This window comes from Chitinophaga sp. (assembly GCF_036569185.1).
Classification (GTDB): Bacteria; Bacteroidota; Bacteroidia; order Chitinophagales; family Chitinophagaceae; genus Chitinophaga.
In genome coordinates, this window is record NZ_DATCRD010000030.1 from 1 (window position 1) to 22,112 (window position 22,112).

General features: G+C 49.7%; 20 protein-coding genes and 1 pseudogene. 4 read left to right on the forward strand and 17 right to left on the reverse strand.

All coding sequences use genetic code 11. The features are described from left to right. The 4 genes from VIM72_RS02270 to VIM72_RS02285 all read right to left on the reverse strand — a co-directional run. On the reverse strand, positions 1 to 1,658 hold a 1,658-nt coding region (locus VIM72_RS02270), incomplete at its 3' end, for a polynucleotide kinase-phosphatase (RefSeq protein WP_332001250.1). Continuing rightward, positions 1,642 to 2,718 (reverse strand): DNA polymerase beta superfamily protein, encoded by a 1,077-nt coding sequence (locus tag VIM72_RS02275; RefSeq protein ID WP_332001251.1) that lies wholly within the window; start codon positions 2,716 to 2,718, stop codon positions 1,642 to 1,644. The genes VIM72_RS02270 and VIM72_RS02275, both read right to left, overlap by 17 nt. Then, positions 2,708 to 3,469, reverse strand: coding sequence for a nucleotidyltransferase domain-containing protein (locus VIM72_RS02280; RefSeq protein ID WP_332001252.1), 762 nt, complete (start codon positions 3,467 to 3,469; stop codon positions 2,708 to 2,710). The genes VIM72_RS02275 and VIM72_RS02280 overlap by 11 nt, the downstream gene beginning before the upstream one ends. After that, the gene (locus tag VIM72_RS02285) at positions 3,466 to 4,839 is read right to left on the reverse strand and encodes a 3' terminal RNA ribose 2'-O-methyltransferase Hen1 (RefSeq protein ID WP_332001253.1); all 1,374 of its coding nucleotides are present in this window, start codon (positions 4,837 to 4,839) and stop codon (positions 3,466 to 3,468) included. The genes VIM72_RS02280 and VIM72_RS02285 overlap by 4 nt, the downstream gene beginning before the upstream one ends. A 150-nt stretch (positions 4,840 to 4,989) precedes the next feature. On the opposite strand from VIM72_RS02285, the gene VIM72_RS02290 reads away from it, so the two are divergent. Continuing rightward, entirely contained in the window at positions 4,990 to 6,294 is a 1,305-nt protein-coding gene (locus tag VIM72_RS02290; RefSeq protein WP_332001254.1) for an O-acetylhomoserine aminocarboxypropyltransferase/cysteine synthase, read from the forward strand. Positions 6,295 to 6,336: 42 nt separating this feature from the next. On the opposite strand, the gene VIM72_RS02295 is transcribed toward VIM72_RS02290, so the two are convergent. The 11 genes and pseudogenes from VIM72_RS02295 to lepA form a co-directional block, all read right to left on the reverse strand. Beyond that, positions 6,337 to 8,763: an AsmA family protein gene (locus VIM72_RS02295; protein WP_332001255.1), complete on the reverse strand. Its 2,427-nt coding sequence runs from the start codon at positions 8,761 to 8,763 to the stop codon at positions 6,337 to 6,339. Between the two features lie 45 nt (positions 8,764 to 8,808). Beyond that, complete coding sequence (locus tag VIM72_RS02300; protein WP_332001256.1) at positions 8,809 to 9,513, reverse strand: hypothetical protein; 705 nt, start codon at positions 9,511 to 9,513, stop codon at positions 8,809 to 8,811. A 9-nt stretch (positions 9,514 to 9,522) separates the two neighbouring features. Then, complete coding sequence (locus VIM72_RS02305; protein ID WP_332001257.1) at positions 9,523 to 10,302, reverse strand: urease accessory protein UreD; 780 nt, start codon at positions 10,300 to 10,302, stop codon at positions 9,523 to 9,525. Then, a complete protein-coding gene (gene ureG, locus VIM72_RS02310; RefSeq protein ID WP_332001258.1) occupies positions 10,299 to 10,934 on the reverse strand; it encodes an urease accessory protein UreG in 636 nt (211 codons plus the stop codon). The genes VIM72_RS02305 and ureG overlap by 4 nt, the downstream gene beginning before the upstream one ends. 17 nt (positions 10,935 to 10,951) lie before the next feature. Then, positions 10,952 to 11,632 carry an urease accessory protein UreF gene (locus VIM72_RS02315; RefSeq protein WP_332001259.1) on the reverse strand — a complete coding sequence of 227 codons (681 nt, stop codon included), beginning with the start codon at positions 11,630 to 11,632 and terminating at the stop codon, positions 10,952 to 10,954. A 5-nt stretch (positions 11,633 to 11,637) separates the two neighbouring features. Beyond that, complete coding sequence (ureE, locus tag VIM72_RS02320) at positions 11,638 to 12,141, reverse strand: urease accessory protein UreE (RefSeq protein WP_332001260.1); 504 nt, start codon at positions 12,139 to 12,141, stop codon at positions 11,638 to 11,640. Between the two features lie 12 nt (positions 12,142 to 12,153). Then, positions 12,154 to 13,875: an urease subunit alpha gene (gene ureC, locus VIM72_RS02325; protein ID WP_332001261.1), complete on the reverse strand. Its 1,722-nt coding sequence runs from the start codon at positions 13,873 to 13,875 to the stop codon at positions 12,154 to 12,156. A gap of 71 nt (positions 13,876 to 13,946) precedes the next feature. Next, positions 13,947 to 14,246 (reverse strand): annotated as a pseudogene (gene ureB, locus VIM72_RS02330) (urease subunit beta); the annotation flags it as partial. 21 nt (positions 14,247 to 14,267) lie between these two features. After that, on the reverse strand, positions 14,268 to 14,570 hold the full coding sequence (gene ureA, locus VIM72_RS02335; protein ID WP_332001263.1) for an urease subunit gamma: 303 nt from the start codon (positions 14,568 to 14,570) through the stop codon (positions 14,268 to 14,270). Between the two features lie 299 nt (positions 14,571 to 14,869). Then, a complete protein-coding gene (locus tag VIM72_RS02340; RefSeq protein WP_332001264.1) occupies positions 14,870 to 15,427 on the reverse strand; it encodes a thioredoxin family protein in 558 nt (185 codons plus the stop codon). Between the two features lie 276 nt (positions 15,428 to 15,703). Then, on the reverse strand, positions 15,704 to 17,497 hold the full coding sequence (lepA, locus tag VIM72_RS02345; RefSeq protein ID WP_332001265.1) for a translation elongation factor 4: 1,794 nt from the start codon (positions 17,495 to 17,497) through the stop codon (positions 15,704 to 15,706). Positions 17,498 to 17,746: 249 nt separating this feature from the next. On the opposite strand from lepA, the gene VIM72_RS02350 reads away from it, so the two are divergent. The 3 genes from VIM72_RS02350 to VIM72_RS02360 are packed head-to-tail and all read left to right on the forward strand — an operon-like array spanning position 17,747 to position 19,963. Continuing rightward, complete coding sequence (locus VIM72_RS02350; RefSeq protein ID WP_332001266.1) at positions 17,747 to 18,010, forward strand: acyl-CoA-binding protein; 264 nt, start codon at positions 17,747 to 17,749, stop codon at positions 18,008 to 18,010. 59 nt (positions 18,011 to 18,069) lie between these two features. Next, positions 18,070 to 19,308: an ornithine--oxo-acid transaminase gene (rocD, locus tag VIM72_RS02355; RefSeq protein ID WP_332001267.1), complete on the forward strand. Its 1,239-nt coding sequence runs from the start codon at positions 18,070 to 18,072 to the stop codon at positions 19,306 to 19,308. A 10-nt stretch (positions 19,309 to 19,318) separates the two neighbouring features. Continuing rightward, a complete protein-coding gene (locus VIM72_RS02360; protein ID WP_332001268.1) occupies positions 19,319 to 19,963 on the forward strand; it encodes a VIT1/CCC1 transporter family protein in 645 nt (214 codons plus the stop codon). Between the two features lie 17 nt (positions 19,964 to 19,980). Here VIM72_RS02360 and VIM72_RS02365 read toward each other — a convergent pair whose 3' ends face one another. Together VIM72_RS02365 and VIM72_RS02370 are read right to left on the reverse strand one after the other, a co-directional pair. Continuing rightward, positions 19,981 to 20,373, reverse strand: coding sequence for a hypothetical protein (locus VIM72_RS02365; RefSeq protein WP_332001269.1), 393 nt, complete (start codon positions 20,371 to 20,373; stop codon positions 19,981 to 19,983). 28 nt (positions 20,374 to 20,401) lie between these two features. Next, a partial coding sequence (locus tag VIM72_RS02370; protein ID WP_332001270.1) for a S9 family peptidase occupies positions 20,402 to 22,112 on the reverse strand: 1,711 nt, incomplete at its 5' end.

Sequence of the window (22,112 nt, forward strand, 5' to 3'; positions counted from 1 at the left end):
CAAACAATTACCACGGCGCGGGAGCCCATGTGCTTTTCTTCGCAGATCACCTTTGTAACCCCTGCGTCCCTGAAATACTGCAATCCTTCCGCCGGGTGCTCCAGCATGCCTTCTTCCCGGCTGGTTTCTGCGGGCGACATGGTAGGCGGCAGGTATATGAGCCACCTCGGGTTGACGGCAAAGCGGCTCATGGCTTCCAGCGCTGCAATGCTGTTTTCTTCCCTGATAGTGATGCTATGACTGTAACGGGTTTCCAGGATCTTCTTCCCGGTAAAATCTTCTATATCCAGTACATTATCATATTGCTGCGCTACACTCAATATGCTTTCGGCGTTATAACCAATAGGACGGGCAGGCACCGCATACTGCTCCTGTGCAGGCACTGCTACCAGCACTCTTTCAGGGTAACGCAAGGCGGTAAGGGAAGCGCCGAATACGCAACCCGTATCTATATCGATGGTATTGTTCAGAAACTTAGCTTCAGGTACCGGCGTATGGCCGTATACTACCATGGCTTTGCCTTTGTATTCCAGCGCCCAGTTGTATCTTACCGGCAGGCCGAATTCATCTGTTTCCCCGGTGGTTTCGCCGTACAAACAAAACTCCCTTACGGCGCCGGAGCCCCGCCCCTGCATGCTCTCCTTTAAGCCTGCATGAGCTACTACCAGTTTGCCGTCGTCCAGCACATAATGACTTACAAGCCCATCCAGGAACCCCTTTACGGCTTCGAGGAATTCCGGCGTTTCCCCTGCCAGTTGCGCTACGGTTTGTTCAAGGCCATGGCGCAACAGCACATTTTTACCGTTCAGGTAACGGAGCAGTTTGGCATCGTGGTTGCCAGGCACACAAAGGGCCTGCCCGTTATTCACCATGTTCATTACCAGCCGCAGAACCTGCGGTGATTTGGGACCACGGTCTACCAGGTCGCCCACCAGCACCGGTTTGCGAAATTGCGTATAACCTTCTGCGTTAGTAATGGCCGGCGCGCTGATCAGTGTATAATTATCTTTGTCTACCTGGTACCCCAGCGTATCCAGTAAGGTACACAGCTCATCATAGCAGCCGTGCACATCTCCAATAATATCAAAAGGCCCATGGTCTTCCTTCCTGTTATTATACAATGGCGCGCGGGTAATAGCTTCCAGCTGCGCTACCTGTTCCGGTGAATGGAATTCAAACGTATGACGGAACCCTTCTTCCCGCAGGTGACGGATCCCGCGCCGGAGCTGGCTGATCTGCTGCGGGATTACATGCGTGCCGAAGTTACGGTCGCTACGCAGGCTGTTGCGTTCCTTACATACCTGCTCCGGCATATTGAGCACAATGGCTACGGGCAATACATGGTATTCCCTTGCCAGCCGTACCCATTCCTTACGGGCTTCCGGCTGCACGTTGGTGGCATCAATCACCGTAAGCAGGGCAAGTTTCAGCCGCTTTGCCGCTATAAATCTTACCACTTCAAAAGCATCGGCAGAAACGGCCTGGTTGTTTTCATCATCGCTGATCAAACCCCGGCAAACATCTGAAGAAATAACTTCGGTAGGTCTGAAAAACCTGCGGGCAAACGTGGACTTACCGGCGCCTGATGGGCCGATCAATAATACCAGTGATAGTTCCGGTATGGAGATATGTGATAATTGTCTATTTCTTCGGGGCATAAAATTCCTCTCTTATTCGGATCAACAGTGATGCTGCCAGCTCCGGGTCCGGTTGATCCGGAAGATCTGAAGCCGCATACAGCTGTTCCATGTCATCTAATTTACGGGTAGCCATTTCCAGCAGTTCCTCGTAACTGAACTCCCCGCTGCGGATACGCAACAGGAAATCACGGTCGTTGCGATACACGCGTACTTCCTTATGTAATGCAATTTCTTCAGCCATTGTGAGCAGGCGAAAGGTATGCATCATGTGTTTGCTGTCGTAATCTGCACCCAGTTCCCGGTTATGTTCGTAGCGGGCCTCGTTGCGCAACTCCACCCATTGCCAGTACGCGGCAAAGTCTTTACAATACACCGTATAGCCGTCTTTGTTAAACTGCATAATAGCCAGTGGGTCCGCGCCTTTTGGAACACTGCTGAGCTGTACATCATTGGCATTGGCGCCGGAAAAGATCCCTTTAAAGGTAGTCCCCGGTTCAAACTGGCTGTTGTGATACAAGGCATATACATCCCTGAAATGATCGATACTAACAAGCCCGCAGTCTTCCTGCCTGAGATTCTTTTCGTGCAGCCATTCCCGTAAGGGAACGCTTTGGGCGCCGGCTATCACGTAGCAGAACTCAATAATTGCTTTGCGCTCCGTTCCATGCGACTGGTTAATCTTCTTATTCAGTCCTTTTGCTTTCTTTATCTGTGTTTTGGCATAGCCTGCAAATGTTTCCAGGCATAGCTTCGACAGGAAATCCACAGGCCGTATAAGGTTCATCAGCGGGTGCCGGAACAACTGGTTGCTATTAGTGGTGCTCAACAACTCCAGGATATTAGGATTGTTTTTTTCCAGCAGTTCCAGGAAGCGTTTTATTTCAAAGTATACTTCATCATTGCTTTGATTAGCTACCTGCGGCGTGTAGGTCATGCCATACAATTCCTTTTGCGGTAGTATGAACACGCCTTTGATATCCGTGTCAGACGTAGGTACCTGCAGGTTGTATGCCCTGCTGCCACTGATGCATTCCAGCAGGATGTAGTCCCGTTGCTGTTGCAGTGATTCAAAAGTCATACGAAATATATTTCCGGAAAAGCTGATCCAGCTCCGTGGTATCATTTTTTACCGCGGGCTGGTCTGCCGCCTGCATTTTACATTCTTCCAGCGCATAGGCCATCCATTGATGCAGCGCCGGGTCCGGCGTTACGGTGGCTTGCTCGTCTGCACCGGCTTTTATTTCCAGTAGCTTATCAATGGTAGCCTGGATGGAAGCATCCGTTATCAGCGTGCGCAACGGTGCAAACTCCATGGGCGGAACGCCTTTGCCCGCCAGGATCCACTGGCAGGCTAGTAGCGGGCGCAGTACATAAAAGTATTTTTTCAGTTTCACTGCCTCTCCCTGTAATTCATTGGAGAAAACATTGAAGGCCATGGACAGGTAGTGATGACAGCCCGAGCGCGGAGAAAAATATTTCTCCATGAGGCCGGTCATAGTTTGTTTGAAGTCTGTTTCCTCCTGGTAAATGATGGGAGATTGTAACCACTCATACAGCGGGGCATTGGATTTCAGGAACAGCTGTAATCCTTTGCGGATATCCCATCCGCTGATGTCGAGCACTTCATCAACCGGTAATTCAATTACATCCCGTGGTTCCGTGATACTCAGGTAGCTGTCCCTGTGCCGGGTATAAATATAGCGGACGTCATAATCGCTGTCTGGTGAAGCAAAGCCCCAGGCGCGACTCCCCGACTCGCAGGCATATAATACTTTTACCTGGTGCTCCTGTTCAAGTTCCTTTATCTTTTCTAAAATAATGTCTCTCATAATGATCGTTTAAATAAAGCCAGTTGACTGGGCCCTCCCAGCATTTCATCTGTTTCTCCCAATGGCCGGAAGGAAACTGTGTAACCAAATTGCGCAGCTACCCGGTTGGCCCATGTTTCAAATTGTGCGCGCGTCCATTCAAAGCGGTGATCACCATGCCGGAATGCGCCGGCAGACAGCTTTTCATATAACACGTTGTATTCAGCATTTACAGTGGTAATGATCACATGTAAAGGGCGTGCATATTCAAATACTACTTTCTCCAGCGCCGACAGCCGGGGCTCGTCCAGGTGCTCAATCACCTCTACCAGCACGCCGGCATCAAAGCCCGAAAGACGTTTATCCCTGTACGTTAGTGAGCCCTGGATGAGCTGGATGCGATTGCGCTGCATTTCAGGAAGGCGGTCCAGCTTCAGTTTGTCCTGCGCCACTTCCAGTGCATGATAACTTACATCCATGCCCAGGATCTTTTTGAACTGCGGTTTTTCCATGAGCAGGCGGAGCAACTTTCCTTCCCCGCAACCCATATCCGCTACCGTTGCCACGTTCAGTTCCTGGAGTATATCCCTTACCGTTAGTAAGCGCAGGTCGTGCAGTTTTACTTTATCCTTCGCCGGTTTTTCCTCTTCCGGCAATATCTCGTCTTTCATGATCAGCTCCAGCGCCTGTTTTGCCAGCGGTGCAATATGCCGGAGATAGCGCCGGGTGATGAGCTCTTTCGCAGGATGCGTGTCCAGCCATCCTTCTCCTTTCTCCATCAGCTTTTCAATTTCATGGCCGCCCACGAAATAGTGCTTGTCGTTATCGCACACCGGCACCAGTATGTACAGCTGTCTAAGGATCGTTTTCAGTGGCAGCGTATGACGCAGGGTTACATTGAAATAACGGCTCTGCCCCCATTCCGGGTATTGTTCATCCAGCAGGTGCGATTGCACTGTTACTTCATAGCCCAGTGGCTCAAAGAACTGTCGCAGCAATGGTTCGCCGCCCTTTATCGGCAAAACGGAGAGGTTTACTTCAAACGGAATGGCTTCGTCAACCAGGTGGGGCTTGTCTTTACAACGTCCATTCATGGCCGTGGCATAGGCCTGTGAAATAGCGGCGCTCATAAATGACGAGGCCACATAAGGACGGTCGTTCACATATTGTTCCAGTGCAAAGTCGTTGCCCTTCCCGTTGCCACGTACCAGTCGCACAGGATCAATGTCCAGTAACAAAGCGGCAGTGCAGGAATGGTCTGTTGCTTCCGGGTAAAAGATATGTGCACTCCCTGCAGTCAGTTCAACGGTTTGTACTTTTGCGGGATGTTTGTGCAACAGATAACCCAGGTCTGTAGCGGGGTAACGTTTAGTTGTAATAGTCAATAACATTGGTCAGCTGTGTTCTTCCCCGAACACCATTTTTATAGTAATAGTGCCGAAGATATTATTTTTTGTGTGAGAATAGCGTTAAATATTTTGTTATTCAAATTAGTCTACTATATTTGTAGACTAATATTCAAACCTTTAAATCTTCCGGTTATGCCCGATAAGCCATTACATTTCGACACCTTACAGGTACATGCAGGTTATCAGCCAGAATCCTCTACCCATGCGGCTGCAGTGCCAATTTATCAGACCACTTCCTATACATTCGACAGTGCAGCGCATGCGGCCGACTTATTCCAGCTGAAACAGTTTGGTAATATTTATACCCGCATCATGAATCCTACCACAGATGTATTTGAGAAGAGAGTAGCGGCGCTGGAAGGCGGTGTAGGCGCATTGGCAGTGGCTTCCGGGCAGGCGGCGCAGTTTATAGCGCTGCATAATATCCTCTTGCCGGGAGATAATTTTGTTACTTCTTCTTACCTGTACGGCGGCACTTTTAACCAGTTTAAAGTGAGCTTCAAGCGGATTGGCGTAGAGGCCCGTTTTGCGGATCTGGATAACCCGGAAAGCTTTGAAGCGCTGATCGATGAAAAAACAAAAGCGATCTACGTGGAAACCATCGGTAATCCCGGGTTTGCCGTTCCTGATTTTGAGAAGATCAGCGCCATTGCGCGCAAGTATGATATTCCCCTGGTAGTGGACAATACATTCGGCGCGGCGGGTTACTTAAGCCGCCCGCTGGAACATGGCGCCAACGTGGTGGTAGAAGCGGCCACCAAATGGATTGGCGGGCATGGCACCAGCATTGGCGGCATCATTGTGGATGGCGGCAACTATAACTGGGGCAACGGTAAGTTTGTACAGTTTAGCGAACCGGATGAAGCTTATCATGGCATGAAGTTCTGGGAAGTGTTCGGGTCGCACAGCCCGTTTGGCAATATTGCGTATATTATCCGTGCGCGTGTGGCCGGCTTGCGGAGCTGGGGACCGGCACTGGCGCCTCAGAACTCTTTCCTGTTCCTGCAGGGATTGGAAACGCTTTCCCTCAGGGTACAACGCACGGTAGACAATGCCCTGGCGCTGGCCCAATGGCTGCAGCAACATCCGCAGGTGGAATCTGTTAACTACCCCGGGTTACCGGATAATAAATATCATGCTTTGGCGAAGAAGTACCTGCAAAATGGCTTTGGCGGCGTTTTGAGCTTTAAGATCAAAGGGGGAAAAGAAACGGCGGATAAATTCGTACAGGCGTTGAAGTTAATATACCATCTTGCCAATGTAGGTGATTCCAAAACGCTGATCATCCATCCGGCTACTACTACCCACCAGCAGCTCAGTGAGGAAGAGCAGAGGAAAGCAGGTGTGGCACCGGGCGTGTTGCGTATTTCACTGGGTATCGAACATATCAGTGATATTAAGGGAGATATTGAACAGGCGTTCCAAACGGTGGCCTGAAAATAGTGCCCGTGGTTGCTGCAACAGTGCAGCAACCACGGTTTATTCATCGTCTTTTTTACCGAGTTTGATCTTTACTTTTCCATCTTTTTCAGATACTGCCCGCAAGTGTATAACTATCCCCTTCCTGCTGCGTTTACGCTTTTCCTCCTTATCCGTTATTGCTGAATCTTTCGCCGGGTTTCTCAACGGAATGTCCAGGTTGATATTGGTGCCGCCGTCTATCCCGTAAACTCCGTTCACATCAATATTGATAGCGCTGGAAGCAATACGCATGGGTGGGATCAGTACTTTGTTGCCCTGCACCTGGAAGGTGTTCGACAGGTTTTCAATTGTGACGCTATCGAGGTGGCGCTTACGGAAAGCGAAGAGGCCTATATCTGTCAGCGGGCCGAAATTGACCAGCGCCCCGTTCTTCAAATTGAAATTGATGCTGCCATAAAGGGAATTTTTTGCGAGACTTCCATTATCCAGTACGTTTCCTTTCAGGTTCACTTTTGCCGATACATTTCCTTTCAGGTTATCCGATTTAAGCGACGACATCCCGAAGTTATCAAATGCGTAAAACAGCTGGCTGATATGCACATTATTCACCGTGGCGTTCATGCTGAAATTGTTGTTATTCCCCTGCTGGTGAATTGTTCCGGCCATCTGCATATTTCCGCCCGCATGCTGCAGGGCAATCTGTTTTAAGAGTATATCCGTATTCGTTAGTTGCACGGAGGCCTTTACATTCTGCGCGGTAAAGCGCTGGTATGTGATCTTATCCAGCTGCACCTGCATCACTACGTTGCTGGAAGCCAGCACCACATCCAGCTGCCGGTTTACGCGGCTCATTTTTGCCTTCTGCTGGCTGCGGGAAGCCTTCACTTTCCGGCGTGGCGCCAGGAAGCTTTTGAATTCATTCAGGTCTACCAGCTGGCTGCGGATATTCCAGGTGAGCTCAATTTTTTCAGGTGTAGTGAAGTACAGGTTGAGGAGGTTTTTCACCATACCATCCATCTGCAGGTTGCTTTTTTGTGTTTGTATGCGGATGTTTTCCAGCAGCAGGTCCTGCCCTGTAAAGCGCAGCGATGCGCTGGCATCATGAAAAGATAAGTTACGCGGCAGATAGGTGAATGCGCCCTGTTTTACCTGGACCACTCCTTCCAGGGAGGAAGGCGTATTATCGCTGGCCAGCACGGGGCCGGTGTAATACAGGTCGGCATTGGCACTGCCTTCTTTAAACAATATGGGACTTTCATCAGGCCCGCTGTTCAGGTTCGTGAGTGGGAAATCAGACCGGAAATGCCCCCGCAGCAAGGGCTGTTTCAGGTTTACCACCCGGATGGTATCTGCTTTCAGCGGCACCCCTGCCAGGGTGGCGCTCAAACCAAAAATATTCACAGCGGAGTTTTCATCGTTATGGCCACGGCCGGGTAACACTTCATTGTTAAACCTTCCGGTGAAGTTACAGTTGGTCCACTCCCCCATGGTGCTCACCAGTACATTGTTGGTGGTTTTCCAGGTGATGAGCACTTTAGGCGTGTCCCGGTATTTCATATGCCCGTCGAGGTTAGCCTCTGCGTCCAGTGGCCTGGTGAGCGTAATGCTGCTTAGTTTCGTGCTGATATTGGGCGACAACCAGGAGGCTGCGTCATGCAGCAATACCTGGTTGGCATTAATTTTCAGGCGGAAAGGCGGCGGTTTTTCGCCAAAACCAAACTGCCCGGTAATCAGCACCGGGTGGTCGTCTATACGGATCTCCTGCTGCGGTATCTGGAGGATCTTTGTACGTTTATTGAAGATAACGGAAAGGTTTAACTGAAGTTTTTTATCCTTCAGATAACTTCCTTTGGCAGTGTTAAAAGCAAAACTTTTAGACAGGATATCCGATACCATAGTAAACTGCATACTGGTATCGGTAGCATCCATTTTGCCATCCAGCTGGCGTATATCCAGGTGAAATAATTTAAACTTCTGCCGGTTATCTATAATAAAACTGATATTCTTTAAAGTGAGCTTGCTGATGTTGGCATCCTTTGAGCTTTTTTTCTTTGCCGGAGCTGATTTCCGTTGCAGCACATAGGTATTGGAATAGCCGGTGGTATCTGTATACAGGAAAATGGTACCGTCCTGCAGGCTGATCTCATTTACATCTACGTGCTTGCGTAACAGTGATAACGTATTCACCCGTACGAAAATATCATTTACATCCAGCAATGGATGATGATGTTGCTGGAAAAGGCTGTCTTCCAGCACTACTTTCTTCAGGGCTATAGACACATTGGGAAAGCTTTTCAACAGGGAAGGCTCCATATCCCCGATGCGGATATTCCCGCTCAGGCGATCATTCAGCTGGGCGGTGATCTGTTTCAGGAAATTGTCTTTATTGGCATGTATGTACCAGGTCATCCCCAGGAATAACAACACCAGGAGCGCGATAAATATACCGCCGGTAATAAGGATGATCCGGAGCCATTTTCTCATGTGGTAAAGGTTTATCTGCTATAACAGCCTGAGCTGCTAAACAGTTCACCAACCCATAAAAACCATGCCCGTTCCACAGAGCGTAACAGCGGCGCCGCTGATGGCGGCCATGTATCTTTCTGTAGCAACGGGTTTCATGAGGGAAAACCCATAGTATCCCAATAGCACCATAATGATCATGGTAAGGATCGTAAAAAATGTAAACGTGGCAATCAGCATCACAATGCCGGGTACAGATTGTTGCGCTGCAGGATAAAATAACAGCGGCAGTAATGGTTCCGACGGTCCCATCACGAATATGACGAACAGGATCCAGGGCGTTACGCGGATCCGCTTCTGTGGCGCCACATAGGCTTCATTGTGCCGGTGCTGGTACACATACATATCGCCGTCGTCGTACACATCAAAATGTTTATGCGGCCTGTTGGCGATGGCCTTATACAATCCCCAGATGAGGTAAAAAAGCCCCAATACCAGCAACGCCCATCCTGCAATGCCGCCGCGCACTTCCGTGATGGCGGTAAAGCGGGACAACTGCCACCCCAGCAGCACTCCTATCATACCGATCACCAGTGAGCTCATTACATGCCCCAGGCCGCAGAGGGCCGTCCACCCGATAGTTTTGGCCACCGACCATTTACGGGTACGGGAAAAAACGATAAAGGGCACATAATGATCCGGTCCGGAGGCCGTATGCAAACAGCTGATAGTAACCGCTGTTAGTAATAAACTGTTATCGATAAATGACATAGGATTCATTTAAACAGGTAAATGTTTAGCCAGTTGCTGCTGGCATTCAAATAATTGTTCCCCGCTGTTGCCCAGCATTCTTACCATGATACCATTACCGGCGGTGCGGGTAACACCTGCGAGCATACCGGGCTGTTGTTCCAGGTAACGGTGAAGACTATCCGTAATTTCCTGCAGGGATACGCCTTCATGGGTATCTACATACAGGAAGGTGGCCTGGTGGGTATATCCTTCCATCCAGCCCATTGCCTGGAAACTGGTAACGCCGGGTTGCATCAGGAGGTTATCCATCAGCAATAGCTGTGTACCTGCAAACACCCGGGTAATGCTGTGCAGTTTTTTAAACCGGAATATTTCCCCGTTGAGCTTACGCCCGCAGGTGATGATCTCTCCCCACACCAGGCGGCAGTTATCCGACAGGCGCAGGTTCGTATAGCCGGTATAGGTAGCCTTTTCATGCGGTACCAGCGGGTGTGGCAAAAAGGTGAAAGTACTGCCTGCTTGCAGGCGCACTTCCATTTCCTGGATGGCGCCCGTTTCCATGTTAAACAACCGCTGGTAGGCCTGCGTTTGCAGGTGTAAAGCGGTGCCGGCAGCTACGGTGATATCCACCCGGTAATGATCTTTATCCAGCATGCCGGGCGAAGAGCTCATCATCATGAGGCGTAGTACCGGGTCGCTGCGCTCCTCCCGCACATTGGCTATTTTAAAAGGCCTTGTGCAGAAGCACTCTTTCAGGTAAGTGCTATGATCCCTTTTTCCCGTCAATATCTTCAGTTCACTGATCATGTAAGGAGATTAGGCGCCGCAATATCTTCCAGTAAAGCGTATCTTTTAATCCAGTTGATCACGTTATCGAGCCCTGTGCCGCTCATGAGATCTGTGAACACGAATGGTTGCCCGTTCCTCATTTTACGTGCATCCCTTTCCATCACGCCAAGATCTGCATGCACATAGGGCGCCAGGTCAATTTTATTAATCACCAGCAGGTTGGAGCGGGTAATACCCGGGCCTCCTTTACGGGGTATCTTATCCCCTTCTGCCACATCAATTACAAAGATGGTTACGTCGGCCAGGTCGGGGCTGAAAGTGGCGGAAAGGTTATCGCCCCCGCTTTCTATGAACACGATCTCAATACCGGGGAAACGGCGCACCATTTCTTCCACGGCCTCCAGGTTCATGCTGGCATCTTCGCGGATGGCGGTATGCGGACAGCCGCCGGTTTCCACCCCGATGATCCTTTCCGGGGGCAGCAGGCTGTTTTTTGTAAGGAACTCGGCATCTTCCTTTGTATAAATATCATTTGTGATCACCGCTACCTGGTAGTGCTGCGCCATTTGCCTTGTTAACCGTTCAATGAGGGCCGTTTTACCGGAACCTACCGGGCCTGCCACACCTATTTTTATATATTCTCTGCTCATGATATGAATAATTATAATTACGACATATACAACCTGCTGTACAGGCGCTCATGTTGCATGCTGCGGATATCAAATGCGGCGTTGCAAAGCCCCAGCAATGATTTATCGGGTTGTATAGTGGCTTCCGTCAGTTCTTCCAGCAAAGGTTGCAGGTCAAAGATAATGTCCTGTCCGTCCATTTGCCCCAGGGGCACCAGTTTTACGCAGTTGGTCACCATGCCCATGGCGGCGTTATAGTAAAACCCAAACAAAGCGGCCCGCAGTGAGATACCCGTGAGCTGCGCGTAGATGCCGAATGCCAGGCTGTAATGCGGGCTGCAGCCGGCCACTATTTCAAACTGCGTTACCAGATGGCTGGGATACCTGCGACAAAAAATACGCGTGAGCCGGGCGCCCAGTTTCTGGCTTGCTTCCCGCAGCTCCCGTGGCGCTTTTACAGCGCTGCAGAGTTGTTGCAGCTCCAGCAGTTCCTCCAGGTTCTTTTGTGCAGCAGCGTTATAAGCCAGGCTCATAAACGCCGCGTCGTTATAGCGCAAATTGTTTTGCAGCATATTGCGCACAAAGGTGGCGGCGGTAGCGGCATTATGCACCAGGCCCTGCTGCACAAAGGTTTCCAGCCCGGCAGAATGTGTATAGCCGCCAATGGGCAGTGTACTGTCTGCCAGGTGAAGTAAGCTGCCCGGGTAATGCTGTTCCATATATTTTATTTTGACGCCAGTTCCAGGATCTTTTCAAAAAACGAAGGACCGCTGTTCCCGTGCGTATGTGGTTGTACGTTAGTACGCAGGATATGCAGCAGTTTACGCCGCTCTTTTACCACCGGGTAACCGGCGGCATGCAGCCAGCGGTACAGCGGCTCGTCAGCAGGAATAAGCAGTTGCTCTTCCTCGAGGAAAAGTGGCAGGTGCTTGTTACCGATCTCGTAGCATACCTTTGCCATTTCCCCCATGTTACGCGGACTGATCACAATGGCCTCACAGGGAAGAATGTCTACCACAATCACCAGGTCATCATCCTGGTAAACGATGTCATTTTGTTTGAGGTGTTGTCCTTCCTTTGTAAACTTCAATGCTACCTCACGCCCGCCGGCAGTGTATTTCCGCTGAATGCGCCTGGAGGTTTCAAACCATTCCAGCGGCAACAGATCTGTTTCCCTGCTGCTACGTGTATGCGCCTCCGTATTTCCTATGATCTCCCTTACCAGCATATCTTCTGCGGATTAAAATAAAAAATAGCGTTGTGCCAGCGATAATTCCTTCAATGGCTCGCAGGTAATTTTCTCTCCGTCTACCCGCACTTCGTATGTTTCGGGATTGACTGTGATGTCCGGTGTTTTGTCGTTATGTACCAGGTCTTTTTTGGAGATGTTACGACAGTTGCTTACCGGCAGCAGCTGCTTCTGCAAACCGTATTCTTCTTTAATTCCTTTTTCTAACGATAACGCAGATACGAACAACACGCTGTTGTGCAGCGATGCTTTTCCATGCGCGCCAAACATATGGCGGTATATCACCGGTTGCGGTGTAGGAATGGAAGCATTGGGATCGCCCATGCGACTGGCATTGATCATACCGCCCTTGATGATTATTTCGGGTTTTACGCCAAAGAAGGCGGGCTTCCACAGCACCAGGTCCGCCATCTTACCGGGTTCCAGGGAACCGATATGGTTGGAGATGCCATGTGCAATGGCAGGGTTGATAGTATATTTGGCGATGTATCTTTTTACACGGAAATTATCATTATCGTTATGCTTATCTTCTTCCAGCGCGCCGCGTTGTTTCTTCATTTTATCAGCGGTTTGCCAGGTGCGTATAATCACTTCGCCGATGCGGCCCATGGCCTGGGAGTCTGAGCTCATAATGCTGAATACGCCCATATCGTGCAGGATATCCTCTGCCGCTATGGTTTCCGGCCGGATGCGGGAATCTGCAAAGGATACATCTTCCGGTACTTTTTTATCGAGGTGATGGCATACCATAAGCATATCAAGATGCTCGTCGATGGTATTCACCGTGTAAGGCCGTGTGGGATTGGTAGATGCGGGCAATACATTCGGGAAGGAGGCTGCGCGGATGATATCCGGTGCATGGCCTCCGCCGGCGCCTTCCGTGTGGAAGGTATGAATTACGCGGCCGTTGATGGCGTTGAGGGTGTCTTCCAGGAAGCCGGCTTCATTCAGCGTATCTGTGTGGATGGCGATCTGTACATCCAGTTCATCCGCCACTTTCAGCGATGCATCGATAACAGCGGGTGTAGCGCCCCAGTCTTCATGAATTTTAAGTCCCAATGCACCGGCTTCGATCTGTTCCACCAGTGGCCCTGTGGTAGCGCAATTGCCTTTACCAAAGAAGCCGAGGTTGACCGGGTATGCCTCCGCTGCCTGCAGCATGCGTTGCATGTTCCATTTGCCCGGTGTTACTGTGGTGGCACTAGTGCCATCTGCAGGGCCTGTACCGCCGCCTATAAGGGTGGTAACGCCACTGAAAAGTGCGTGGTCTACCTGTTGCGGGCATATGAAATGAATATGCGTATCTATGCCGCCTGCGGTAGCAATGAGGTTAGCGCCATTATGTATTTCTGTTGAAGCGCCGATGATCAGTTGCGGATGTACGCCATCCATGGTATCGGGATTTCCTGCCTGTCCTACCGCAACAATTTTCCCGTCTTTAATCCCTATATCTCCCTTTACAATTCCCCAGTGATCGATGATGATCACATTGGTGATCACAAAATCCAGCACCCCTTCGCTACGCAGGGCTGTGGCCGATTGGGCCATACCGTCCCTTACGCTTTTACCGCCGCCGAATTTGCTTTCGTCGCCGTATACGTTGTAATCTTTTTCTATTTCTATAATGAGGTCTGTATCGGCCAGTCGCACGCGATCGCCGGTAGTAGGACCATACATATTCACATACTTTGTTTTGCTGATGTGCAGGCTCATAATTGTCCGGATTTAAAATGGAGAGATGCTGCTTTCGCAATGGCAGCCGCTTTCACAGCGGGATCGGTGGTGTCGCCATTTACCAGGTTATTGATGCCTATCACTTTCCTGGCGCCGCCCAGTTCCACCAGTTCTACTTCTTTGGCTTCTCCCGGTTCAAAGCGAACCGCGTTACCGGAAGGAATATTGAGCCGCATACCGAATGCAGCTTCCCTGGGAAACAGCATCATACGGTTCACTTCAAAAAAGTGGCAATGGGAGCCAATCTGCACGGGCCTGTCGCCGGTGTTGACCACGCTGATCCGGACTGTTTTCCGGCCGGTATTGGCAATGATATCTTCTTTCTTTAAAAAATATTCCCCGGGGATCATGGTTGTAATATTTATAAATGGTTAACGGATAGGATCGTGTACAGTTACGAGTTTGGTGCCATCGGGAAAGGTAGCTTCGATCTGTACTTCATGGATCATTTCGGGCACTCCTTCCATGACATCTTCGCGGGTAAGGATAGTAGCGCCATAATGCATAAGCGTAGCCACAGAATTACCATCGCGTGCCGCTTCCATTAAGCGGCTGCTGATAAGTGCAATGGCTTCCGGGTAGTTCAGGCGCAGTCCCCTTGCTTTTCTTTTCTCTGCCAGTTCCCCGGCCAGGTGCAGTAATAATTTTTCGGTTTCCCGTGCAGTCAGGTGCATATGAATAGATTGTTGTATAAAAACTTGTTACCGGGAGATTGGCTGGTGTATGAAAGGAGGTGTATGAGAGGGTAAAATACGAATTTTCGCGGAAATTGTCTGACTCGCTGATTTTGATGATTTCGCTGATTACACTGATTCTTACTTTTTGAATTTGTGAAGTATAATATAAAGTGTAAAGGGAGATGGGAACGGGTATATCGCTCACATCTCCCTTTACTTAATTACAAAACTCAAAAAAATAAAATCAGTGTAATCAGCGAAATCATCAAAATCAGCGAGTCAGACAAATTCCGCGCTTAATGCGCGGTGGCAGCGGCGATCTTGCCAAAGCGGGCACGCACGGCGTCCAGTTCTCCGCGTTTCATTTTTGAAGTTTTTTCGAGGATGCCCACGAAGTAGTCTACTTCTTCTTTTTGTGCGGGGCAGCCTACGTTCTGCAATTTACCGGCCGGACTTTTCATACGGCTGTCGGCCAGCAATTCGCCGTTGGTATTTAACACCAGCCAGAATGGAATGCCTTCCTGGTCGCCATGATATTTAGCCAGGAGATCGGCTCCACCGGGGTTTTCCAGGGCTTTGTTGGCCCCGTTCTCCATCACGGTGATATGACGGATCTCGTAGTTGTTATCAAATGCTTTTTTCACGCTGGCATCATTCATAGCGGTATCCATTTTATGACACCAACCGCACCAGGATGCGTGGAAGATAACGAACACTTTTTTATTGGTTTTCGCAGCCTGTGCACAGGCATCTTTTACTACCTGGTCGGCCGCAGGCGGCGCCTGCTGGGCTTTTGCAGCAGAGAATGTGAATGCAGCAAATGCCACTGTTAAAGAGAGCACTAAAGAACGCATGGTGATTGGTTTTTCCAAATATAACACATTTAGTGACTTCCTCTTCGCCTTCGGCGAAGGGGAAATTGTCCTGGAGCAGGATTACGCTGATTATACTGATTAATTTGAAGCTATTCCCCGGATTTTATAAAAGAGAAAGGGAGATAAAAGCAGTTATATCTACTTTCATCTCCCTTAACTATAATTAAGAAAATCTAAAAATCAAATTAATCAGTATAATCAGCGTAATCCTGCTCCAGGACAAATTCCTTCGCCGAAGGCGAAGCAAACAAACGATTAATCATCCAGTTTCAGTACGGCCAGGAAGGCTTCCTGCGGGATTTCCACGCTACCTATCTGGCGCATACGTTTCTTACCTTCTTTTTGTTTCTCGAGTAACTTACGTTTACGGGAAATGTCGCCACCATAACATTTTGCGGTTACGTCTTTACGCATAGCGCTGATGTTTTCGCGGGCCACAATTTTTGCGCCGATAGCTGCCTGTATGGCGATGAGGAATTGCTGGCGGGGCAGCAGCTCCTTCAGCTTTTCGGTAAGCTTACGGCCGAAGTCGTGGGCGCGGCTCCTGTGGATAAGGGCGCTGAGCGCATCCACTTTGTCGCCGTTCAGGAGGATATCCATTTTCACGATATCGCTGTCGCGGAAGCCGATCGGTGTGTAATCGAAGGAAGCGTAGCCGCGGGTCTGGCTTTTCAGTTTATCGTAGAAGTCGAATACGATTTCTGTTAACGGTATTTCAAACATCAGTTCCACGCGGGTGGTGGTCAGATAGCTTTGATTCAGGAGGTTGCCGCGTTTGCCGAGGCAAAGGGTCATGATGTTACCGATATACTCCGGTTTGGTGATAATCTGTGCGCGGATGAAAGGTTCCTCGATCCTGTCGAGACGCGTTGGATCGGGCATTTCACTCGGGTTGTTCACAGTGATCACACCGTCGCGGGTGGTGTGCGCAATAAAGCTCACGTTCGGAACCGTGGTGATCACGGTTTGATTGAATTCCCTTTCCAGGCGTTCCTGGATGATTTCCATGTGAAGCATGCCGAGGAAGCCGCAACGGAAGCCGAATCCCAGCGCCTGTGAGGTTTCCAGCTCATAGGTGAGGGAAGCGTCGTTCAGCTGCAGTTTATCCATGCATTCGCGCAGTTCTTCAAAGTCTTCCGTATTCACGGGATAGATCCCGGCGAACACCATGGGCTTTACTTCCTGGAAACCGTTGATACCTTCTGCGCAGGGATTATTGGACAGGGTGATGGTATCCCCTACTTTTACCTCTTTAGCGCTTTTGATACCGGTAATAATGTATCCTACATCGCCGGTGAACACTTCTTTGCGTGGTTCCAGGCCGAGTTTGAGTATCCCTACTTCATCTGCAAAATATTCTTCCCCGCTGTTTACAAATTTGATCTTATCTCCTTTTTTGATAGATCCGTTGAACACGCGGAAATAAGCGATGATACCACGGAAGGAGTTGAATACGCTATCGAAGATAAGCGCCTGCAGGGGTGCTTCATTACTGCCTTCGGGAGCAGGAATGCGGTGTACAATAGCTTCCAGGATATCCTCGATGCCGATACCGGTTTTACCGGAAGCGAGCAGGATATCTTCGTCTTTTACGCCGATGAGCTCAATGATCTGGTCTTTCACTTCCTCGATCATGGCGCCCTGCATATCAATTTTATTGATAACGGGAATGATCTCGAGGTCGTTTTCCAGTGCAAGGTAGAGATTGGAAATTGTTTGCGCCTGGATCCCCTGTGCAGCGTCTACCAGGAGGAGCGCGCCTTCGCAGGCGGCGAGGGCACGGGATACTTCGTAGGAGAAGTCCACGTGGCCGGGGGTATCGATCAGGTTAAAGATATATTTTTCACCATTTTTTGCAGTGTAGTCCATCTGGATGGCGTGGCTCTTGATGGTAATGCCTTTTTCACGTTCAAGATCCATGTCGTCGAGTACCTGGGCCTGCATGTCGCGGTCGGAAATAGTATGTGTAAACTCCAGTAAACGGTCTGCCAGGGTACTTTTACCATGGTCAATATGGGCAATGATACAAAAATTGCGAATATTCTTCATATGATGTTTTGCTGTTCCGTAGTCCTGCTGCAATGTATTGCACAGCACCTTTTCAGCCGGCAAAGGTATTGAAATTAGTTCATTAGTTAATGCGTTTGGTAATTATGTTTTGTTATTTGGTTTTTAAGGAGATAGAAACTGCGGCGGGGGCTTTTTTTGATATATTAATATATAAAGCTCAACTTTATAGACATAAGGGAAAAATGAGGGTGTTAACCCGTATTCTTAAAAATTCAAAATTCACCGCACATGGAACTAACAAACCAGTTTGAAGAAGCAGTGGCAGCCAGTAAAACGTTGCCGGAGAAACCTTCCAATGAAATCCTGCTGCAGTTATATGCGTTGTATAAACAGGGCACTACCGGCGATGTGGATAACGACGGGCCCTCCAACCCGTTTGATTTTGTAGCGAAGGCCAAGCATGAGGCATGGGCAGCGCTGAAGGGCAAAACAAAAGAGGCGGCCATGCAGGAATATGTGGACCTGGTAAAGAAACTGAAAGAGAATAATTAGCCGGAAGCTGTTAGCTGATGGCTAACAGCTTCTTGCATCTTTTTCCTTACTTTTGAGTTATGGTACCTTCATACACGATAAGCGAAAAGTCACAACATTATCTGGCGCTGGAAGAACAGTATGGTGCCCATAATTATCACCCGTTACCGGTTGTACTGGACCGTGGCGAAGGTGTTTTTTTATGGGACGTGGATGGCAAACGTTATTATGATTTTCTGTCCGGCTATTCTGCCGTTAACCAGGGGCATTGTCACCCTAAAATTATTGCCACGCTCATTGAGCAGGCGAAGAAACTTACACTTACCTCCCGTGCGTTCCACAACGACCTGCTGGGGGAATACGCACAATATATCACCGGTTATTTCGGATATGATAAGGTGCTGCCCATGAATACGGGTGTGGAAGCAGTGGAAACAGCGCTGAAGCTATGCCGTCACTGGGCGTATATAGTGAAAGGCGTTCCGAAAGACAAAGCAAAGATCATTGTATGCGCCAATAACTTCCACGGGCGTACGCTGAATATCATTTCCTTTAGTACGGATCCTACTGCACGGGATAATTTCGGCCCTTTCACACCGGGGTATGAAATCATTCCTTATAACAGCTTAACTGCGCTGGAGCAGGCTTTACAGGATAAAAACGTAGCCGGTTTCCTGGTGGAGCCCATACAGGGCGAGGCAGGCGTGATGGTACCTGATGAAGGCTATCTTTCCAAAGCGCGGCAATACTGCCAGGACGCCAACGTGCTGTTCATTGCAGATGAAATACAAACCGGCCTGGCACGTACCGGTAAAATGCTGGCATGTGATCATGAAAATGTGCGGCCCGATATCCTGATCCTCGGGAAAGCCTTATCCGGTGGCACTTTACCGGTAAGCGCCGTACTGGCCGACGATGAGGTGATGCTCACTATCAAACCGGGAGAACATGGTTCTACTTACGGGGGCAACCCGCTGGCCTGTAAAGTAGCCATTGCTTCCCTGCAGGTGCTGAAAGATGAGAAGATGGCCGAAAACGCCGCGGCCATGGGCCAGCTGCTCCGCAACGGCCTGAAGGAACTGCACTCCCCTTTTGTGACTACCATCCGTGGTAAGGGATTGCTGAATGCCATCGTTATTACGCATAAAGACCCCGAAGCCGCCTGGGACCTTTGCCTTACTTTAAAAGAAAACGGCCTGCTGGCCAAGCCAACACACGGAGATAAAATACGGTTTGCACCTCCCCTGTCTATCAACGCCGGGCAGATCAGCGATTGCGTGCAGATCATCAGGAAAAGCCTGGAACAGGCTTTCAGCTAGTAATCTTTGTATGACTACATCCCATAAAGCCATCCGGAGCTCCGGGTGGAAAACAGACTTCATGATCGGGTTTCCCGACGGGCTTTTCCTGCTGTTCTTTGCCACGCAGGTAATACAGGTATTTCCCATAGAGGTTCAAACATTTTATACCATCCATTTGTGTGTGTGGATCATTGGCGCCTTACTGGTAATGATCAGCGCATTCCAGGCCAATAAAGGCGATCTGCAGCACGACAGCTACCTGTTGTCCGACGAGGAACGGACCAAACTGCAACGCCTGGATATCAACGCGCGCACGATTGCGCATATAGAACAGGAAATGGAAAAGGATGCACAGTCGTGGGAGCTGATGCTGGAACAGGAAAAGGTAAAGGAAACTACGTTCAGCCGTTCCCGTGCTGTCAGGAGCGCGCTGCTGACAGGCTTTTTCTTTTTACTTGGGGGCGGTCTTTCGCTGGGCCCCTATCTTTCCAACGAAAATTTCACCGCTGCTTCACAAACCAGCATCATGCTGGTTTTCCTGGGCCTCACCGTGTTTAGTTTTATTAAAGCGAAAATAACGGCGCAACGCCCGCTCCCGGTAATCATCCGCTACTGGCTGATAGGCGCCGGTATCCTTGCAGGCGCCTGGATCTTACATAAAACCATCTTCTAACGCATCGCCGAAGGCGATCATTTACCCTTCGCCGTGCGCGTGAACAGCACACAGCCAAACGCCACCACCGCGCCGGCGAGCGAGAGGTACAAGCCCGCCTGCGGATGCGGGCAATCGCCCAGTTCGCATCTTGAGTACAGCAACATATTCCTGAAAGTCCATGCCAGCAGGAACCCGGCAATAAAGAGATTGATCCTGGACACCCATTTGTTTTTCACCAGGAAAATTACAATGGCCACTACCGCCAGGATAACAGACAAACGGCCGGGCTCACCGTAATTGGAGCCGGTTCCGTTTACGCCGGTGAATACCAGGTGCCTGCCTTCCACATCTACTGCCGACCATGGTAAAAAAGCGCATACAATTACCAGCAACGCTGCCAGTATTCCAATAATAGCTGTCCTGGACATACTTCTCAATTTAGGGAGGCAAAGGTACTTATTTTGCGCCCGGTTCACAATGCGAACGCAGATAATTCGTATATAAAGTGGATAAGTGCTCAAAAGTGCCCTGCCCTTCGGAGATGCTGTGCGTGCGGTTTGGATACGCCATGAACTGGAACTGTTTGTTATACCTGATCAGTTCATTCAGCAGCATTTCCGCGTTCTGGTAATGTACATTATCATCACCGGTACCGTGGATGTACAGCAGGTTTCCCTCCAGGTTTTTGGCGTAGGTAATGGGCGAGCCTTTTACAAAATCATCCCGGTTCTCTTCCGGCAGCCCCATATAACGCTCCTGGTAAATGTTATCATAAGTGAGCTGGTTGCCTACTGCGGCAATGGCAATACCTGTTTTATAAATATCGGGATACTGGAATAAAAGATTCAGCGTCATAGAGCCGCCGCCGCTCCAACCCCATACGGCCGTGCGCTGCGGATCCAGGAAAGGATATTTCTGCAGCAGCGCTTTGGCACCCATTGCCTGGTCCCGTGCATTGATCAGCCCTACTTTACGGTAAATACATTTGCGCCAGGTACGACCTTTTGGCAGCGGAGTGCCCCTGTTGTCCATGGAGATGTATACGTATCCGTCGGCCGCCATGTCACCATCATAGAGGAAGTTGCGGCCGGCTCCCACCACGTCCAGGGCGGTAGCCCCGGCAGGCTCGCCGTATACATAAAATACAACGGGATATTTTTTTGTGGGATCAAAGTTGGCAGGCTTGCTCATCCAGCCGCTCATGGTAACGCCATCTACAGTAGTAATGTTGAAGAACTCCGGTTTGTTAGGCGCCGATGCGCCTTTAGTAATGGCGTTTAACACTGCATGACCGCTGCTTTTATGCGCGGGCAACTGAAGGTTTTCGCTTACAGGATAAGTATAGGCATTGCTGAACTCATGGATGGCCCATGTGCCGTAAGGAGAGATCTTATACTCATGGGAACCGGGCTCATTAGACGGGGTAATGCGCTCAGCCTTGCCCCCATTCAGCGGCACCTTATACAGGTACTGTTGGGTGGGATTCTCAGGAGAAGCCAGGAAATAGATGGTATTAGCCGCTTCATCGATCTTGGCAATGCTGATCACGTCGTAGTTGCCAGGTGTGAGTAAAGTGGCTTTACCATCTTCCACGGAGATATTATAAAGATGACGCCAGCCATCCTGTTCGCTTACCCAGATAAAGGAGCGGCTGTTGCGGATAAAGTCCCACCCGGCGATGTTATCATCATCCCAGCGGGATTTTACATCGATCCAGGCGCTGTCCTTTTCTTCATAGAGCGGGCGTACTTTTCCGTTGCCTGCATCGCAAAGCATTATTTTGCTTTCATTCTGTTTGCGGTTCAGCTGCTGGATGATAAGGGTATTTTTTCCCGGCACCCATTCCATGCGGGGAATATAGTGTTGTTGCTGATCGCCCGGAACCTGCATCCAGGTTGTTTTAGCAGTTTGTATATCTGCAACGCCCACGCGGCAGGCAGAAGGGCTTTCTCCTGCTTTCGGATACTCCACAGGTACCGTGAAGGAGTAGATAGAATCAGTGTTATCGATCATGAGAAAGTCGCGGATCTTTGTGGCATCGATCTGCCAGTAGGCGATGCGCTTACTATCGGGGCTCCAGCGGAATCCGTCGCGGCAGCCGAACTCTTCTTCATAAGCCCAGTCGAAAGTGCCATTGATAAAGCGGCGGGTGCCATCGGTGGTGATG

Bases quoted from the DNA above. Each gene is read 5' to 3' on its own strand.
- ureE (WP_332001260.1), bottom strand. From the start codon at position 12,141: ATGCTGGTAAGGGAGATCATAGGAAATACGGAGGCGCATACACGTAGC.
- ureC (WP_332001261.1), bottom strand. From the start codon at position 13,875: ATGAGCCTGCACATCAGCAAAACAAAGTATGTGAATATGTATGGTCCT.
- ureG (WP_332001258.1), bottom strand. From the start codon at position 10,934: ATGAGCAGAGAATATATAAAAATAGGTGTGGCAGGCCCGGTAGGTTCC.
- VIM72_RS02350 (WP_332001266.1), top strand. From the start codon at position 17,747: ATGGAACTAACAAACCAGTTTGAAGAAGCAGTGGCAGCCAGTAAAACG.
- VIM72_RS02290 (WP_332001254.1), top strand. From the start codon at position 4,990: ATGCCCGATAAGCCATTACATTTCGACACCTTACAGGTACATGCAGGT.
- VIM72_RS02365 (WP_332001269.1), bottom strand. From the start codon at position 20,373: ATGTCCAGGACAGCTATTATTGGAATACTGGCAGCGTTGCTGGTAATT.
- lepA (WP_332001265.1), bottom strand. From the start codon at position 17,497: ATGAAGAATATTCGCAATTTTTGTATCATTGCCCATATTGACCATGGT.
- VIM72_RS02305 (WP_332001257.1), bottom strand. From the start codon at position 10,302: ATGATCAGTGAACTGAAGATATTGACGGGAAAAAGGGATCATAGCACT.
- rocD (WP_332001267.1), top strand. From the start codon at position 18,070: ATGGTACCTTCATACACGATAAGCGAAAAGTCACAACATTATCTGGCG.
- VIM72_RS02295 (WP_332001255.1), bottom strand. From the start codon at position 8,763: ATGAGAAAATGGCTCCGGATCATCCTTATTACCGGCGGTATATTTATC.
- VIM72_RS02315 (WP_332001259.1), bottom strand. From the start codon at position 11,632: ATGGAACAGCATTACCCGGGCAGCTTACTTCACCTGGCAGACAGTACA.
- VIM72_RS02360 (WP_332001268.1), top strand. From the start codon at position 19,319: ATGACTACATCCCATAAAGCCATCCGGAGCTCCGGGTGGAAAACAGAC.
- VIM72_RS02300 (WP_332001256.1), bottom strand. From the start codon at position 9,513: ATGTCATTTATCGATAACAGTTTATTACTAACAGCGGTTACTATCAGC.
- VIM72_RS02285 (WP_332001253.1), bottom strand. From the start codon at position 4,839: ATGTTATTGACTATTACAACTAAACGTTACCCCGCTACAGACCTGGGT.
- VIM72_RS02275 (WP_332001251.1), bottom strand. From the start codon at position 2,718: ATGACTTTTGAATCACTGCAACAGCAACGGGACTACATCCTGCTGGAA.
- VIM72_RS02280 (WP_332001252.1), bottom strand. From the start codon at position 3,469: ATGAGAGACATTATTTTAGAAAAGATAAAGGAACTTGAACAGGAGCAC.
- ureA (WP_332001263.1), bottom strand. From the start codon at position 14,570: ATGCACCTGACTGCACGGGAAACCGAAAAATTATTACTGCACCTGGCC.
- VIM72_RS02340 (WP_332001264.1), bottom strand. From the start codon at position 15,427: ATGCGTTCTTTAGTGCTCTCTTTAACAGTGGCATTTGCTGCATTCACA.